The sequence below is a fragment of the Nocardia sp. NPDC050630 genome (assembly GCF_044457245.1).
Classification (GTDB): Bacteria; Actinomycetota; Actinomycetes; order Mycobacteriales; family Mycobacteriaceae; genus Nocardia.
Map to the genome: position 1 here is coordinate 55624 of NZ_JBITGN010000015.1, position 15091 is coordinate 70714.

A 15091-nucleotide genomic window follows, 5' to 3' on the forward strand; every position below is an offset into this window, starting at 1 on the left:
GGTATCGGTGCGAGCGCGTCCAGCGCGACAAATCGCACATGACGGCGGTCACTTCCCTAGGATCGCAAACATGAAGCAGCCGAACATCGCTCGCGTCGCGACAGTTCTGGCCGGAGCGGCAGTGGCCGCCGGAGTCGTCGGGGCCGGGCCAGCCAAGGCCGCGACCGTGCAATTCCCACAGGTGCCGACACTGGCGCACGGCGGCCTGTGCTGGACCACGATCCGCACCTGGGCCGATACCAGTGCGCAGTGGCCGGGCCGGGCAGTACTCAATGTGCGCGCGGATCCGGCGATGGGTCTGGGACCCGGTGACTATCCACTGGCGCCGCTGTGCGAGGTCTACACCACCGTCGCCTGGCGCAACCTGAACACCGGCGCGACGGGCAATTACGACAACAACGTGGTCACCGGCCTCTACGGCAGCATTCAGTACGCCCTGTTCCAGGACACCGGTCCCGGCCGCGTCGAGGTCACCGTAACCACCGACACCGCCAGCGTCCCCGCGCACGCGTGGTTCGACGTTCCCGGCGACCCACCCGTCTGAGCCGCGCGTCCCGAATTCTGCGCCGGCCCTGACCGTGCGTACCTCGGGACCGTCGGGCCGTGAACCGAACCGTCGACGCCGAATTCTGTGCGTGGCTCAGCTCGCGTTGCCTCGAACTACAACAACTGATTTCGTAGATACATGGGTAACTCATCGGGTACGCCCAGGAGCTGTGGCGCACTGAACCGCCAGCCCGCGACGAAACCCGCACCACCAGCAACCGGTCGGCAAAACGCCCGGGGAGGCGGGGAAGCTACGCCCAGAAGCTGTGGCGCACTTAACCGCGAGCCCGCGACGAACCCCGCGCTACCACCAACCAGTCGGCAAAAGGTCGGGGGCGGCGTGGGAGCTACGCCCAGAAACTGTGGCGCACCGAACCGCGGACTCGGAACGCGACTGCCGTGACTCCCAACGACCGGCAAAAGGCGCGGGGAGGCGGGGGAGCATGGAAGACCGCGACCGTGACCGGTGCCGCAACTGTATTGGCCGGTTCCGGCGCCGGGACCGCATGGTGGGCAACCTATCGACTGCTCATGGCACAGGCGGGGGTCGCGCGCGGGGTCATCGGGCGCGATACCTCGAAACCGCCCGAGGCCGACGGCATCTACACCGCGGGCTGCCTGGCGCCACAGCCGTGGCGCACCGGTCTGCATGCCGACGTGCATCTGATGATCTTCGGCGATTCGACCGCCGCCGGGGTCGGCTGCACATCATCCGAGGAAGTTCTGGGCGTGCGCATCGCCCGCGGCCTCGCCGAGGCCACCGGACAGCGAATCCGGTTGAGCACCAAAGCCATATCCGGCGCGACCTCGAAAGGTCTGTCCGGACAGGTCGACGCCATGTTCATCGCAGGGCCGCCGCCGGATGCCGCGGTCATCCTCATCGGCGCCAACGACGTCACCAAGAAGCACTCCATCCGCGCCTCCGCGCGTCGGCTCGCCGCCGCGGTGGCCCGGCTGCGCCGTGCCGACAGCATCGTGGTGGTCGGTACCTGTCCGAATCTCGGCACTGTCGCGGCAATCCCGCAGCCACTGCGGACCGTGGTGCGAAACTGGAGCGTCCGCTTGGCCCGGGCTCAATTCGTCGCGACCAGGGTGGCCGGTGGCATCCCGGTGGCAATGGGTGATCGGCTCGCCTCGGAGTTCCGTGCCGCACCCGAGCAGCTTTTCTCCGAGGACGGATTCCACCCCTCGGCCGCAGGCTACGAACTGGCGGCGGCGCTGTTGCTGCCGGTGCTGATCGCGGCGCTCGCGGAGACGACCCCGGGTTCCCGCCCAACAGGACGCGACGTAGATTCGAATCGAACGCACAAGTAACAAACGGTTCGAAGACCGCGTTTCGGACACTGTCCTGGCGCGCCCTGACCGTCCAACAAAGGAGTCCTCATGCCTGAGGCCGTCATCGTTTCCTATGCTCGCTCGCCGATCGGCCGCGCCGGAAAGGGCTCGCTGGTGAGCATGCGGCCGGACGACCTCGCGGCCCAGATGGTCCGCGCGGCTCTGGACAAGGTTCCCGCGCTCGACCCGACCCAGATCGACGATCTGATCCTGGGCTGCGGCCAGCCCGCCGGTGAGGGCGGTTTCAACATGGCCCGCAGTGTGGCCGTGCAACTCGGCTACGACACCCTGCCGGGCGTCACCCTGAACCGCTACTGCTCCTCCTCGCTGCAGACCACTCGGATGGCCTTCCACGCCATCAAGGCCGGCGAGGGCGATGCGTTCATCTCCGCCGGGGTCGAGACCGTATCGCGCTTCCCGAAGGGCACCGCCGACGGCTGGCCCGACACCCACAACCCGGAGTTCGCCGAGGCCGAGGCCCGCACCGCCAAGCGCGCCGAAGGTGGCGCGGACGTGTGGACCGATCCGCGTACGACCGGGATCCTGCCCGACATCTACATCGCCATGGGCCAGACCGCGGAGAACGTCGCCCAGTTCACCGGCATCAGCCGGGAAGATCAGGACCATTGGGGCGTGCGCTCGCAGAACCGCGCCGAGGAGGCCATCAAGTCCGGCTTCTTCGAGCGGGAGATCACCCCGGTGACCCTGCCCGACGGCACCATCGTCACCACCGACGACGGCCCGCGCGCCGGCACAACCTACGAGAAGATCTCGCAGCTCAAGCCGGTGTTCCGCCCGGATGGCACCATTACCGCCGGTAACGCCTGTCCGCTCAACGACGGTGCTGCCGCGCTGGTCGTCATGAGCGACACCAAGGCCAAGGAGTTGGGCTTGACCCCGCTGGCGCGCATTGTCGCCACCGGCGTGTCGGGCCTGTCCCCGGAGATCATGGGCCTCGGCCCGATCGAGGCGGTCCGCAAGACTCTGAAGACCGCCAAGATGACCATCGACGACCTCGACCTGTACGAGATCAACGAGGCGTTCGCCGTCCAGGTCCTCGGCTCCGCCCGTGAGCTGAACATGGACCTCGACAAGCTGAACGTGTCCGGTGGCGCCATCGCCCTCGGCCACCCGTTCGGCATGACCGGCGCCCGCATCACCGCCACCCTCATCAACAACCTCCAGACCCACGACAAGCAGTTCGGCCTGGAGACCATGTGTGTCGGCGGCGGTCAGGGCATGGCGATGGTCATCGAGCGCCTGAGCTAATTTCCCCGCAACGAAAGGCGGCCACCGGGATTCCGGTGGCCGCCTTCGTGTTGATCGGGCTAGTCGTTATTGAAGTAGCTCAGCAGGCGCAGGATTTCGATGTAGAGCCAGACCAGGGTGACAGTCAGGCCGAGGGCGACGCCCCACGCGGCCTTCTCCGGGGCCTGGGCGCGGATGAGCTGGTCGGCGGCGTCGAAGTCGAGCAGGAAGCTGAAGGCGGCGACCGCGATAACGACCAGGCTGAAAACGATGGCGAGCGGACCACCGTCGCGCAGGCCAAGGCCGCCGTCGATGAAGAAGCTGGCGATCAGATTGCCGACGATCAGGACCAGAATGCCGATCATCGCGCCGAAGATCATCCGGGTGAACCGGGGGGTCACGCGGATCGCGCCGGTCTTGTAGACCACGAGCATGCCGGCGAAGACGCCGAAGGTGCCCAGCACCGCCTGGGCGATCATGGCACTGCCGCCGACCCCACCGAATTCGATATTGGTGAACATGAACGACAGCGCGCCGACGAACAGACCCTCGAAGACCGCGTACGAGAGCACGATGACCGGGTTGTCCATCTTCCTGGCGAATGTCGCGATCAGCACCAGCACGAAGCCGACCAGACCACCGCCGATGACGAACAGCGGCGCCAGCGAGGTGTTCGCGTTGGTCAGGCCATAGGAGATGATCGCCGACAACGCGAGCACACCCAGTGTGATGGCGGTCTTGGTGACCACATCGTCGATGGTCATGGCCCGGGTGGTCGGGGCCTGCTGATACTGGGGGTACTGCGGGTACTGGCCGTACTGCTGGGTCGTCTGGCCCGCGCCCGTCACCCCTGACCCGAAGTTGGCATAGCCACTGCCCTCTTGCCGAGGGAGCTGTCTGAAAACCGGATTGCTAGTAGTGCGCACCGTGAATGCCTTTCTGGAGTCGTGGCTCACGTTGCCGTGGCCGTCAGTCCCGAGCCGTCTCATGCGAGCCGGTCGCTCGATATCCAACTAGTTGTCCAACGTGTATCGACCCGGCCGAGTTCCCGAGCGACCTTTCGGTACGGACAAATCGGACTCTACTACCGCTGGACGTCGCGCAGTCCACGCACGGATCGCGTCACCGTGAATTTCCGATTGCGGCCGATCACCTCGGTCTGGCCCACCATCCGCTGGACCACGCCGCGATAGTTCAGATGTGAGTTGTAAACCGTCCACAGCTCGCCGCCGGGACGCAGGACCCGGCCGGTTTCGGCGAACATCTTTATCGCCGAACCGGTATGCACGGCGGCACCGACGTGGAACGGCGGATTGCACAGCACCAGATCTGCGCTGTTGTCGGCGGCCGAGGACATGGCGTCGTCGCGCACCACGGTGACCCGATCGGCGACCTCGTTGACCTCGGCAGTGGCCCGTGCCGACGCCACCGCGGCGGCGGACTGATCGGTGCCGACCACCCGGATGCCTGGTCGCGCCTTGGCCAGCGCGACCGCCAGAATTCCGGTACCGCAACCGAGATCGATGGCGTCGCGGGCATCGGGCTTCATCCATTTGAAGTGCTGCAACAGGAATCGTGTTCCGATATCCAATGTGGCGCCGGAGAATGCGGCGCCGTGCGCGACCACGTCGATATCGATATCGTCGATTCGCTCGCACACCGGAAATGGCGGCGCGGCAACGGGTTTCGGACCGCTCACCAATAGCGTGCGGGATTTCTGCCGACCTCGGCTGGCGCGCACCTGCGAGAACGATTCGGCCAGTACGTCGTTCATGGCCTTGGTCAGATACTTGTCGCGCCCGCCGGCGAATACGACCACCTCCGGATCCGCATAGCGGGCGATGGCGTCGGCGACCTCGGTAAGTCCGGCGAGCGCGCGCGGTAATCGCAACAGCACGACCTTGGCGTCGGCGAGCAACTCCTTGGAAAGCGCGTGGCCAGCATAGCGATCCGCGAGACCTAGCGCGCGGGCATTGTTGGCCAAGGCGAGTTCGCCGGTGAGCAGGTCCTGATGGACCCGCACGTCGCGCAGCTCGTGCCCGGCGATCGCGCCGAGGGTGAGCGCACCGTAGGCGTCACCGATCACCGCGATCCGGCCGCTGCCAGCGGCGTCGATGGCCTCGGCGGCGACGTCGAGAATCAGCCGGTCGGCGGCATCCACGGCGTAGAGGTTCAGTGCCTCCACATCCGGATACCGCCGCAGCCGGCCAAGTACGTCCTCGACATTTCCCACACCTCAAGTGTGCTAGATCGTTGCCGATGGATCGCGGCCACCCCGGCATGTCGGCGACACCCCGATGCCAAACACCGGGTCATCGCAAATCCCCGACGGCGCAGAGCGCGGCCAATACCATCAGCCACATGCGTAACAGGATGGTGCTGTTGGTCGCCGCCGCGGCGACGGTGCTCGTCGGCTGCGGCGACGGCGGATCCAGCGCGAACACCACGACCGCCGCGCCGACCACGACCGGCACATTCACCGATGCGCCCGATACCGCGCCGCGGGATGCGCTGCCCAAGCGCGGGACTCCGTCCAGCGACGCGGGCGTGACCGTGACCGATATCCGGATCGGGCACCACGCGGGTTTCGATCGGGTGGTCTACGAACTCGGCGGCGCGGGCACGCCCGGCTGGATCGTGCAGTACACCAGGCAGGCCACCCAGGATGCCAGCGGCAAGGTCATCGATGTCGCGGGACGCTCGATTCTGGAGGTCGAGATCACCGGGTCGGCATATCCGTTCGACAATGGTGTGACGCCGTATTCGGGTCCCGATCCGGCCACCGATCCCAGCGCGCCGGTAGTCGCTGGGGTGTACCGAAGTGGCGTATTCGAGGGCACGACCCGGTCGTTCGTCGGGGTGCATGCCGACCGACCGGCCTTCGAGGTCAGCACACTGACCAATCCCACTCGGCTGCTCATCGATATCGCGAATACCTAGCCGGTGCCCAATACGGCCGGGGGGTATTGATGCTTGCCTAGCGGCGCTCTCTAGAATGACGCTGTGGTCGAATCGCAGCCGCCTTCGCGCACCACCGGACTCGTCCGGGTGCTCGGCGTCTTGGTGCTGCTCGCGGGCATTGTCGCCATGCATGCCGGAGTTTTCGCGGTCGCGCCCGCCGACGACCACCACACGATGGCGACCATGGCGCTGCCCGTCGACCACGACGCGACCGCCGGACCTGCCTGCACTGAGGACGGTTGCGGCCACGCACACGGCGGCATGCACGCCTGTGTCTTCATCCTGACCGGCGTCGCGGTTGCACTGATGCTCGTCCTGCTCTACTGGATCACCCTCGATCGACCGGGTGGCGGTGTGTCGAAACCGCGCCTATGGCAGCCGATGCGCGAATGCGCACCACCGTGGACCGTACTGTCACTGGCCGAATTGTCGATTCTGCGGATCTGACAGACCCACCGCGCCCGTAACCACGGACGCGGCTGCCGCCTGTCCGAAACCGTTCATTCGCAATTCATCAGGAGCACAGACATGTTCATCACCCGTAGCCGAATCACCATCGCCATTGCCGCAACGACCACCGCCGCAGCGCTTTTCGCGGGAGGTTGTAGCAATGACAACTCCGGTATGGATCACGGCTCGTCCTCGAGTCCGGCCACCTCCGGAAAGCCCGCTGCCCGAAGCGATTTCAACGACGCCGACGTGACCTTCCTGCAGATGATGTATCCGCACCACGCGCAGGCGGTCGAGATGGCGCGACTGGTCCCGAGCCGCACCCGCAACGAGCAGGTGCGCACCCTCGCCACGGGTATCGAACAGGCGCAGTCCCCGGAGATGGCGCAGATCACCGCGTTGCTGGAGAGCTTCGGCAAACCCGCGCCGAGCACAGCGGGGCACGGCGGACACAGCATGCAGATGCCGAGCATGACCAGCACCATGAACATGCCCGGCATGACATCGATGCCCATGACCGCCATGCCAACCACCTCGAATATGCCGGGCATGATGTCGAACGAGCAGATGAACGCGCTGGCAGCGACTTCCGGCGGCGATTTCGACCGGCAATGGCTGCAGATGATGATCGAGCATCACAACGGCGCGATCACCATGTCGAACACCGAACTCGCCGGCGGTATCAATCCGGATGCGAAGGCGCTCGCCACCGCCATCATCGCCGCCCAGCAGGCCGAAATCGGCACCATGCGCGGGTTGCTCGACCAGCGCTGACGCGGTGTCGCGGAGCACGCAGGGACCATTGCGGTCCCGCGTGCTCCGAATGGTCCCTGACCAGCGCTTTTTACGGCCTTTCGATATCGGTTGGTCATCGATATCGGTTCGGTCGGCTGACGTCGACGGGCGCGAACAAGTACGGTCTTTACGTCCGGCTTTCCACGCGCCTCCAGCGGCCGGATGTTCGGAGGGGAGAGGGGAAACCGAGATGCGAGGACTAGAGCGGACCGGCCTTGTCGCCGCGGCGGCGGCCACCGCGGTCGGTGTCCTGACCATCGGCGCGTGCTCGAAGCAGATCCACGGCAGCGCGCAGGTCAACCAGACCGAACTGGCCGCCTACGCCTCGGAGGTCACGGCATCATCGGTGGCCGCATCCTCCTCCCGCGCCGCGGCGGCCGACCGCGCGGCGGGCACCGCGTGTGACACCTTCACCAGCGCGAACAGTAGCTCGATCCACACCTTCAACGACTACATCGACGCGAGCAATGCCAAGGGCGTCAACGATCCGGAGACCAACGCCAAGGCCAATGACGCCGTCACCGCGCTGCGCAATAACGCGCGCACCATCGACTCGAAGGTCACCTCCGAGGTGCCGCTGGCCGTAGCGGGTCCGCTGCGCAGCTACCGCGACGACACCAACGCCCTGGCCGACACACTCGATCGGCGCGCGCCGACCGATACCCTCAATGCCGCGATCGATAAATTCAACGCCACCAAGAACATCGCAGAGGATGCGTGTAAAGCCTACTGACGCAAGCTGATCGGTGCCGACCAGGCGCACCGGCGGATCCAGGAGTTGCTCGGCGATGAGTTGGCTTCCGGCGCGCGGCCGCGGCACTGAGCGCCGAAATTCGACAGATGCCAACGGCGGCAATGGTCGCCGAGGAATTATGTCGGGGATGAATCAAGCGCCGGGTGGGACGGTCGGTTGCCAGGGTGCGGGCTGGTCCGGGGTGCGCGGCTGCGGGCGGCGGCGCTCGACGAGCACGAGGGCGATGCCGGTCAGCGAGGCTGCCATGGCGACGAGCGCGAAAATGAATGCGGCGCCGGGAAAGCCGACCGCACCGATGACCGCGGCGGCGACGGCGACGAGTCCGCCGATGATCAGCAGGACGAATCCCGGCCAATTCCTGGCGTCCGCCAACGTAATTCCCGGCCGGGGCTCGGTCGCGCGGGCGATATCCGGAGCGTCGTCGAGCGGGGGAATTTCCCACGGCCCTTCCGCTGTCATGGTCGTACCTCACATTTCGGTGTCAGGCTGGGTGCTTATGCCCGATGCCTATAAGGTGCCCCCGACTTGGTGATCCGAAACAGGCAGGTCGGCTAGCCGACGGTGCTGCCGAGCACTTGTGCGAACGCACGAGTGAGCTCGGCGGCCGGGTCCGGCGGCGTGATCTGCGCGCCAGACGATGATCTGATCGGGTCGCACGAGATGTGCACCGCCGTCGGTAATTCCGACTTGTTCCGGCCGGTCCCGCGCTTCGATCACCACCGCGGGAAGGGGTAGAAGCAGACGGTCGGCAACCTGGTGTCCGGCAGCTGGCCACGTCGCACTGCGCCGAGGGCGATGTGAGCTAGCGGCTCTGGAAGGCGGTTCGATAGTTGTGCGGGCTGGTGCCGACTACCCGTTTGAAGCGGTCGCGGAACGCGGTGGGTGAACCGAAGCCGACCTGGGCGGCGATGCGGTCGACCGGATGATCGGTGGCTTCGAGCAGGTATTGGGCCTGGCGAATGCGGGCGCGATGCAGCCATTGCAGCGGGGTGGTACCGGTCTGTTCGCGAAAGCGGCGGTTGAGGGTGCGTGAGCTCATACCGGCGTGGATCGCAACATCTTCCAGGGTGAGTGCGGTCGCGGCGTGCTCCTCCAGCCAGCGCAGCAGCGGTTCCATCGACGCACCCTGCGGTGTCGGCGGCTGGTCGTGCACGATGAACTGCGCCTGTCCCCCTTCACGTTCCAATGGCATGACGGCTAGGCGGGCGGCATCGGCGGCCACGGCGGAACCGTGATCGCGTCGGATCATGTGCAGGCACAGGTCGATTCCGGCGGCAGCGCCCGCGGAGGTGAGGAATTGACCGTTGTCGACGTAGAGCACATCGGGGTTGACGTCAATGGCGGGATAGCGGGCGGCGAGGGTGGGGGCCGCAAGCCAGTGCGTGGTGGCACGCAGTCCGTCGAGCAGACCGGTGGCGGCGAGGATGAATGCGCCTACGCAGATCGAGGCGATGCGGGTGCCATTGGCGGCGGCCGCGCGCAGCGCCTCGATGACCTCGTCGGGAACCGCAACGGTGGGGTCCGCACAGCCGGGCAGGACGATCGTGTCGGCCTCGGCCAGTGCTTCCAGTCCCCAGCGAGCCTTGATGGTGAACAGTTCGGTTTCCACCGTCGGCGTGGCTGCGCAGACGCGGACCCGGTAGGCGGGACGACCGTCGGGTAGGCGGCTGCGGGTGAAGGATTCGATCGGCGTGGAGAGGTCGAAGGGCAGGACCTGGTCCAGTGCGAGGACTGCCACGGTGTGCATGCGGATACCGTAGGCGAACGACAGGTTCCCGCCAACTGGTGTGACCTGCGACATTGCTGTTCCCTGCAGATCAGCACCATTGGCGAGAATCCGTTGATCTCTGGCAATTTCGCCAGTTCCGGCGTAGCCAGGCGATCATTACCGTCAACAGCACCGACAACATGAAGGAGCCGATACGGTGCTCGCCCAGTTCGTTCTATTCGACGGATTCGACCCGCTGGATGTCATCGCACCATTCGAGGTGCTCGATGCCGGACGACTCCTGACCGACGGCGAATCGACGGTCGAATTCGTCTCCGCCGAGGGCCCGCGCCAGGTGACCAGCGGCATCCCTGCGATCTCGCTCGCGGCAACCGCCCGACTGGATCCGGATCGAGCGGACCTCGTCGTGGTCCCCGGCGCGGTCGGCAAGCTGCCCGATGGGCCGAACGATCAACGGCCGGACACCATTGCGATGATCCTGGCCCGCAGCCTCGGCACCGATCTCCCCGCACTACTGCGGCAAGCAATCGAGCGCACGGATACGACGGTCGCCACGGTCTGCGGCGGGTCATTGCTTCTCGCGATGGCGGGCCTGATCACAGGGCGTTCGGCGACAACCCATCGCATGGCAATGGACACTCTCACCGCCACGGGCGTCAATGCCATCGATGCCCGCGTGGTCGACGACGGCGATCTGATCTCCGGTGCGAGCGTCACCTCCGGCCTCGACCTCGGCCTGTACTTGCTGGAACGCGAACTCGGTCCGCGCATCGCGCATGCGGTGGAAAAGCTCATCGCTCACGAGCGCCGCGGCACCGTCTGGCGCAACACCGGCCACACCCCCGCCATCGCAATCTGAGCGCCGCCCGTGACGAAACTTCTACTTTCCCTGCATGTTCTGGCGGCCATAATCGCCATCGGCCCGGTAACGGTGGCGGCCAGCATGTTCCCCGCCACCGTCCGCCAGGTCCAGACCGACCCGCACCGCTTGGCCGTCGCACGCAACCTGCATCGCATCTGCCGCGTCTACGCCACCATCGGTCTCGCCGTCCCGGTCTTCGGGCTGGCCACCGCCGCCAGTCTCGGTGTCCTCAGTGATATCTGGCTCACCGCATCCATTGCCCTGACCGGTGCGGCCGCCGGAATCCTCGCGCTGGCGATCCTGCCCGACCAATCCCGTATCCTCGCCGCCCTCCCGAAAACCATCCCCGCCACCGCCCAATTGGCCATGCTCACCGGCATTTTCAATCTGCTGTGGGCGGTGGTCACCGTCTTGATGATCGTTCGCCCCGGTTCGACAACCGGGGCATGACCTGGATTTCAAGGCACGAGGACGACCTTGCCGGTGACGGAGCCGGATTCGGCGAGTTCCATCGCACGAGCGGCCTCGGTCAACGGAATACGAGCGGCCACTTGTGCACGCAAGCTGCCCGCCGCGGCCAACTCGAATACCGCGCCGAGATCCGCCGCGATCGCGGCGCGGAACCGGGTGCGGTTGCGGCTACCAGCCCAGATATTGAAGAAGTGCGCATTTCGCCTGTTGGGCAACACGTTCCACCAGATCAGTCGGCCCACCAGCGCGAGCACCGGGAGACGTGAGTTACCCGGATCATTCTTGGTGGCCGCGGTGCCATAGGAGACCAGCGTGCCGTGCGGCGCGAGCAGACGGAACGAGTCGACGATCCCCGGACCGCCGACATGATCGAAGACCGCGTCGACCCCCTCTGGTGCCAGCGCTCGAACCTGCGCAGCCACATCGCCGCGGTAGTCGACCGGCACCGCGCCCAGCGCTGTCACGGCCTCGGCATGCCGTGCCGACGCCGTGCCGATAACCCGAATATCCGCGTGGCGGGCGAGCTGCACCAGCGTCGAGCCGACACCACCATTGGCGCCGTGCACCAGAATGGTCTGGCCCGCCCGGACCTTGGCGATGCGATGCAGCATCTGCCATGCGGTAATGCCGTTCACGACGAAGGTTTCGGCCGCCGCGGGATCCAGGCCGTCGGGCACCGGAACCAGTTCGGCTGCCGTCAGCACGATATGACTCGACCAACCACCGACCTTCGTCAATGCGGCGACGCGTCGGCCGAGCAATGCCGTATCCACGCCGGGTCCGATCGCGGTCACCGTGCCGACGAGGTCATAGCCGGGCACGAACGGGAACGGCGGCTGGTCGTAGTACTTCGCGCGGCGCATCTGCTGTTCGGCGAAGGAGACGCCGCTGGCCTCGACGGCGATCATGGCCTGACCATCGGCCGGGGCGGGCAGCTCGCGGTGGGTGACCTGCAAGCCCGCTGGGTCGACAGGGCCGGGCAGCAGAATCTGGGTTGCCAGGGTGTTCATGGTTTCCACCTTTCACAGTGAGTGACTGAACAGTCACCTTTAGGTTGAAAAAAGTGCCCCCGCAGGGGCAGACGTCAGGACAGCGACGACCTCAGATAATCGTCATTTCGTCGGGTCGACATGCCGAATACCGGCACTCAGCATGCGCGCCCAGTCGGCATCGAGACCATCGAGCTCCAGCGTGGTGATCAGATGACACAGTTGGCCGTATGCGATGAAGCGCTGCACCGCCGCGTCATCGGCGCCGGAGCGCGTTTTCGCGAAGGTTGTCACGCGCTCGAGCCCGCGGCGCACCGCATCGGCGACCTCCGGAATATCGACCGCCGACTGCGCATGGACCTGCAGCAGCAACAGATTTCGATCGGCGATCAACTCCGCATACGCCCCGCCCATTTCGTGCAGGATCGCGTCGGGCGCGGCGCCGTCGACCCGCGCGGCACCCGCGGCCAGCGCCCGCTCGACGAGCTCGTAGCACCGGTCCAATGCCGCGACGAAGAGCGCGATCTTGCCGGGGAACAGCTTGAATACGTACGCGGGCGAGATATTCGCCCGCGCCGCAACGGTATTGATCGGCGTCCCGTGATATCCGGTCTGCGCGAATGCGGCGATCGCGGCATCGACCACCGCCTCGCGCCGGATCTCCGACGTAGAAAGAACAACACCGCGCCTACTCATATGAGTGACTATACACTCACTCCTCCCCTTCCCGTCCACCATCGAGATTCGCCGGACCAGCGCTGCACCCGAGCCGCTCCGGCGGGCGCCGAGTACGAGCGGGGCGTGCAAGGACCGTAATCGACCGTGCCCGAACGGGATTGGAGCCGCAGGCGACGGTTTCCTCAGTTCGGTGTCGCGGCAAGGTCGTAGACCGCGACATTGCCGATGTGAACTGCCTGGTAGTGCGCCGCGACCCAGTCGCCGATGTCCTTGTGGCCGATGGGTCGCCACGGCTCGTCTTCCGAGGCCGGCGCGTTATCGCCTTGGTCGTGCACTCGCCAGGAATCGGGCAGTTGAACCTCCTGTGCCAGGTAGTAGCGGACCTGGTGGGTACGGACGAGTTCCTGGAACTGGTCGAGGGTTGGCACCGGATCCTCGGAGGTGAAGCCGCCGATCGCGATAACCGCTGTGCGGCTGGCCAATTCGAGGGTCGCCGCGGTCGAGGAGCGGTCAACGGCCGCCGACCAGCGGGTCGTGGTGTCGCTCAGCATGCGCACCACTTGCGGCTCGGTGAAGTTGCCGCCCATGATCCGGCCCATCGGGGATTGCTGCTGGGAATCGGGCTTACGTGCCTTCGCCGGACCGACCGTCGGCCCGCCGCCGGTATGCGACTGCGGCAGCGTCGCCACCGCATATGCCGTCGAACCACCCAGACCGGCGATGACGCCGGCGATCACCAGCACCGAGACCACCCGGTCCCGCTGGCGCCGCCGCCCCGCGACCGGAAGCGATGCGACAACCAGTCCGACCGCCGCGAGCACCGCGATCACCATAACCGTCCAGCGCAGCCACGGCTGCCAATCCGAATTCCGCTGCAGCACAACGAATGCCCATACACCGGCAGTGAGAATTAGTGCTCCGGAACCGATTCGACCGAATAACTCGGCGCGGCGACGCCACATTTCGTGCGCACCGAGTGTGAACATCCCGGCCACGGCGGGCCCGATCGCCAAGGTGTAGTAGGCGTGCATGCCGCCCTTCATGGTGGAGAAGGCGATGCCGTCGATGATCAGCCACAGGCCGAAGGTCAATGCCGCGCCACGGACCAGATCGGTGCGCGGTGCGCGCCACCGCGATGCCAGCACCAGGACGAAGGCGAGGATCGCCGCGGGCAGCAACCAGGAGATCTCATAGCCGATTTCGCCGGTGAACAGCCGGTCCGGGCCCGAACCGAAACCGCCGAACCCCTGTCCGCCGCCGCCGGTGGTGTGCGGCATTTCGTAACCGGGTGGGAGCTCGAAGCGATTGCCGCCCTTGTGGTTACGGCCGAGGAAGCGGGCGAACCCGTTGTAGCCGAGCACCAGATCCATGAAGGTGTTATTCGTCGATCCGGCCAGATACGGCCGCGAGGATTCCGGCCACAGTACGGTCAGCAGCACAAACCAGCCGGACGAGACGACCAGCGCGGCCGCGGCGGCCAGCAGATGCCACAGTCGGGTGCGCAGCTTGGTCGGCGCGACGACCAGATAAGCGATGCCCAATGCGGGCAACACCATCAATCCCTCGAGCATCTTCGCCAGGAATGCGAAGCCGAGCGCGACACCGGCCAGCATCAGCCAGCGCACACTCGCCTGCCGCAGCGCTCGGATCGTGCAGTACGCGCCCGCCGTCATGAGCAGGACCATCACCGCATCCGGATTATTGAACCGGAACATCAACGCGACCACCGGGGTCACCGCGAAGACGGTACCGGCGAGCAGTCCCGCACCGCGGCTCTGCGCCGCCCTGGTCACCGCGCCATACATCAGCGCGACCGTCGCGACGGCCATGAGCGCCTGCGGTATCAGCATGCTCGCACTGCTGAAACCGAACAGCTGACCGGAAAGCCCCATCACCCACTGCGATACCGGCGGCTTGTCGACCGTGATGAAATTCCCGGGATCCAGCGAGCCGAACAGCAGCGCCTTCCAGTCCCGCGAACCCGACCAGGCCGCAGCGGCATAGAAGCCATTGCCCATGGCATTGACGGTGATATTCCACAGATAGGCCACCGCCGTCGCGATCAGTAGCACCGCCAACCCAGCGCGCTCCCACCGCCGTATCGGTGGCAACGCTGTCGCGGGTGCGGGCGGGTTCTTATCGGGCGGCGTCGTATCGGGTGGGGTGGTTTCGGGCAGGGACGCCGGAGCACTGGTCACTGTCACCTGGGGAGTATCACAGCCGTCCCGGTGGACCCCCTTTGCGTTTCCTGGCAGTCCGCTGTGAGCCTGTCC

General features: G+C 66.2%; 16 protein-coding genes. 9 read left to right on the forward strand and 7 right to left on the reverse strand.

The window, feature by feature from the left end; translation table 11 throughout:
* Positions 1 to 70 precede the first annotated feature (70 nt).
* The 3 genes from ACIBG0_RS30335 to ACIBG0_RS30345 all read left to right on the forward strand — a co-directional run bounded on the left by ACIBG0_RS30335 (position 71) and on the right by ACIBG0_RS30345 (position 3150).
* Positions 71 to 544 carry a hypothetical protein gene (locus ACIBG0_RS30335; protein WP_397037049.1) on the forward strand — a complete coding sequence of 158 codons (474 nt, stop codon included), beginning with the start codon at positions 71 to 73 and terminating at the stop codon, positions 542 to 544.
* A gap of 461 nt (positions 545 to 1005) precedes the next feature.
* Complete coding sequence (locus ACIBG0_RS30340; RefSeq protein ID WP_397037051.1) at positions 1006 to 1860, forward strand: SGNH/GDSL hydrolase family protein; 855 nt, start codon at positions 1006 to 1008, stop codon at positions 1858 to 1860.
* 69 nt (positions 1861 to 1929) lie between these two features.
* Entirely contained in the window at positions 1930 to 3150 is a 1221-nt protein-coding gene (locus tag ACIBG0_RS30345) for an acetyl-CoA C-acetyltransferase (RefSeq protein WP_397037052.1), read from the forward strand.
* A gap of 59 nt (positions 3151 to 3209) precedes the next feature.
* Here ACIBG0_RS30345 and ACIBG0_RS30350 read toward each other — a convergent pair whose 3' ends face one another.
* Complete coding sequence (locus ACIBG0_RS30350; RefSeq protein ID WP_397037054.1) at positions 3210 to 4055, reverse strand: Bax inhibitor-1/YccA family protein; 846 nt, start codon at positions 4053 to 4055, stop codon at positions 3210 to 3212.
* Between the two features lie 158 nt (positions 4056 to 4213).
* Positions 4214 to 5362 carry a methyltransferase gene (locus tag ACIBG0_RS30355; RefSeq protein ID WP_397037056.1) on the reverse strand — a complete coding sequence of 383 codons (1149 nt, stop codon included), beginning with the start codon at positions 5360 to 5362 and terminating at the stop codon, positions 4214 to 4216.
* A gap of 128 nt (positions 5363 to 5490) precedes the next feature.
* Between ACIBG0_RS30355 and ACIBG0_RS30360 the strand changes: the two genes are divergently transcribed.
* The 4 genes from ACIBG0_RS30360 to ACIBG0_RS30375 all read left to right on the forward strand — a co-directional run bounded on the left by ACIBG0_RS30360 (position 5491) and on the right by ACIBG0_RS30375 (position 8068).
* Positions 5491 to 6069, forward strand: a complete 579-nt coding sequence (locus ACIBG0_RS30360) for a hypothetical protein (protein ID WP_397037058.1) — start codon at positions 5491 to 5493, stop codon at positions 6067 to 6069.
* A 63-nt stretch (positions 6070 to 6132) separates the two neighbouring features.
* On the forward strand, positions 6133 to 6537 hold the full coding sequence (locus ACIBG0_RS30365) for a DUF6153 family protein (protein ID WP_397037060.1): 405 nt from the start codon (positions 6133 to 6135) through the stop codon (positions 6535 to 6537).
* Positions 6538 to 6618: 81 nt separating this feature from the next.
* On the forward strand, positions 6619 to 7314 hold the full coding sequence (locus ACIBG0_RS30370; RefSeq protein WP_397037062.1) for a DUF305 domain-containing protein: 696 nt from the start codon (positions 6619 to 6621) through the stop codon (positions 7312 to 7314).
* A gap of 211 nt (positions 7315 to 7525) precedes the next feature.
* A complete protein-coding gene (locus ACIBG0_RS30375; protein ID WP_397037064.1) occupies positions 7526 to 8068 on the forward strand; it encodes a hypothetical protein in 543 nt (180 codons plus the stop codon).
* Positions 8069 to 8221: 153 nt separating this feature from the next.
* On the opposite strand, the gene ACIBG0_RS30380 is transcribed toward ACIBG0_RS30375, so the two are convergent.
* Both ACIBG0_RS30380 and ACIBG0_RS30385 read right to left on the reverse strand, forming a co-directional pair.
* The gene (locus ACIBG0_RS30380; RefSeq protein WP_397037066.1) at positions 8222 to 8548 is read right to left on the reverse strand and encodes a hypothetical protein; all 327 of its coding nucleotides are present in this window, start codon (positions 8546 to 8548) and stop codon (positions 8222 to 8224) included.
* Between the two features lie 343 nt (positions 8549 to 8891).
* The gene (locus tag ACIBG0_RS30385; protein ID WP_397037067.1) at positions 8892 to 9836 is read right to left on the reverse strand and encodes a GlxA family transcriptional regulator; all 945 of its coding nucleotides are present in this window, start codon (positions 9834 to 9836) and stop codon (positions 8892 to 8894) included.
* A 178-nt stretch (positions 9837 to 10014) separates the two neighbouring features.
* Here ACIBG0_RS30385 and ACIBG0_RS30390 point away from each other — a divergent pair, with 178 nt between their 5' ends.
* Both ACIBG0_RS30390 and ACIBG0_RS30395 read left to right on the forward strand, forming a co-directional pair.
* On the forward strand, positions 10015 to 10677 hold the full coding sequence (locus tag ACIBG0_RS30390; RefSeq protein ID WP_397037069.1) for a DJ-1/PfpI family protein: 663 nt from the start codon (positions 10015 to 10017) through the stop codon (positions 10675 to 10677).
* A gap of 9 nt (positions 10678 to 10686) precedes the next feature.
* Entirely contained in the window at positions 10687 to 11130 is a 444-nt protein-coding gene (locus tag ACIBG0_RS30395) for a hypothetical protein (RefSeq protein WP_397037071.1), read from the forward strand.
* A gap of 8 nt (positions 11131 to 11138) precedes the next feature.
* Here the strand turns inward: ACIBG0_RS30395 and ACIBG0_RS30400 are convergent, their stop codons facing one another.
* From ACIBG0_RS30400 to ACIBG0_RS30410, 3 genes are all read right to left on the reverse strand, one after another.
* On the reverse strand, positions 11139 to 12161 hold the full coding sequence (locus ACIBG0_RS30400; protein ID WP_397037072.1) for a medium chain dehydrogenase/reductase family protein: 1023 nt from the start codon (positions 12159 to 12161) through the stop codon (positions 11139 to 11141).
* Positions 12162 to 12263: 102 nt separating this feature from the next.
* A complete protein-coding gene (locus ACIBG0_RS30405) occupies positions 12264 to 12836 on the reverse strand; it encodes a TetR/AcrR family transcriptional regulator (RefSeq protein WP_397037073.1) in 573 nt (190 codons plus the stop codon).
* Between the two features lie 164 nt (positions 12837 to 13000).
* On the reverse strand, positions 13001 to 15022 hold the full coding sequence (locus tag ACIBG0_RS30410) for an ArnT family glycosyltransferase (RefSeq protein WP_397037075.1): 2022 nt from the start codon (positions 15020 to 15022) through the stop codon (positions 13001 to 13003).
* Positions 15023 to 15091: the final 69 nt, after the last annotated feature.

Coding starts and splice junctions, on each gene's coding strand:
- ACIBG0_RS30375 (WP_397037064.1), top strand. CDS start 7,526: ATGCGAGGACTAGAGCGGACCGGCCTTGTCGCCGCGGCGGCGGCCACC.
- ACIBG0_RS30335 (WP_397037049.1), top strand. CDS start 71: ATGAAGCAGCCGAACATCGCTCGCGTCGCGACAGTTCTGGCCGGAGCG.
- ACIBG0_RS30385 (WP_397037067.1), bottom strand. CDS start 9,836: ATGCACACCGTGGCAGTCCTCGCACTGGACCAGGTCCTGCCCTTCGAC.
- ACIBG0_RS30400 (WP_397037072.1), bottom strand. CDS start 12,161: ATGAACACCCTGGCAACCCAGATTCTGCTGCCCGGCCCTGTCGACCCA.
- ACIBG0_RS30360 (WP_397037058.1), top strand. CDS start 5,491: ATGCGTAACAGGATGGTGCTGTTGGTCGCCGCCGCGGCGACGGTGCTC.
- ACIBG0_RS30370 (WP_397037062.1), top strand. CDS start 6,619: ATGTTCATCACCCGTAGCCGAATCACCATCGCCATTGCCGCAACGACC.
- ACIBG0_RS30380 (WP_397037066.1), bottom strand. CDS start 8,548: ATGACAGCGGAAGGGCCGTGGGAAATTCCCCCGCTCGACGACGCTCCG.
- ACIBG0_RS30405 (WP_397037073.1), bottom strand. CDS start 12,836: ATGAGTAGGCGCGGTGTTGTTCTTTCTACGTCGGAGATCCGGCGCGAG.
- ACIBG0_RS30345 (WP_397037052.1), top strand. CDS start 1,930: ATGCCTGAGGCCGTCATCGTTTCCTATGCTCGCTCGCCGATCGGCCGC.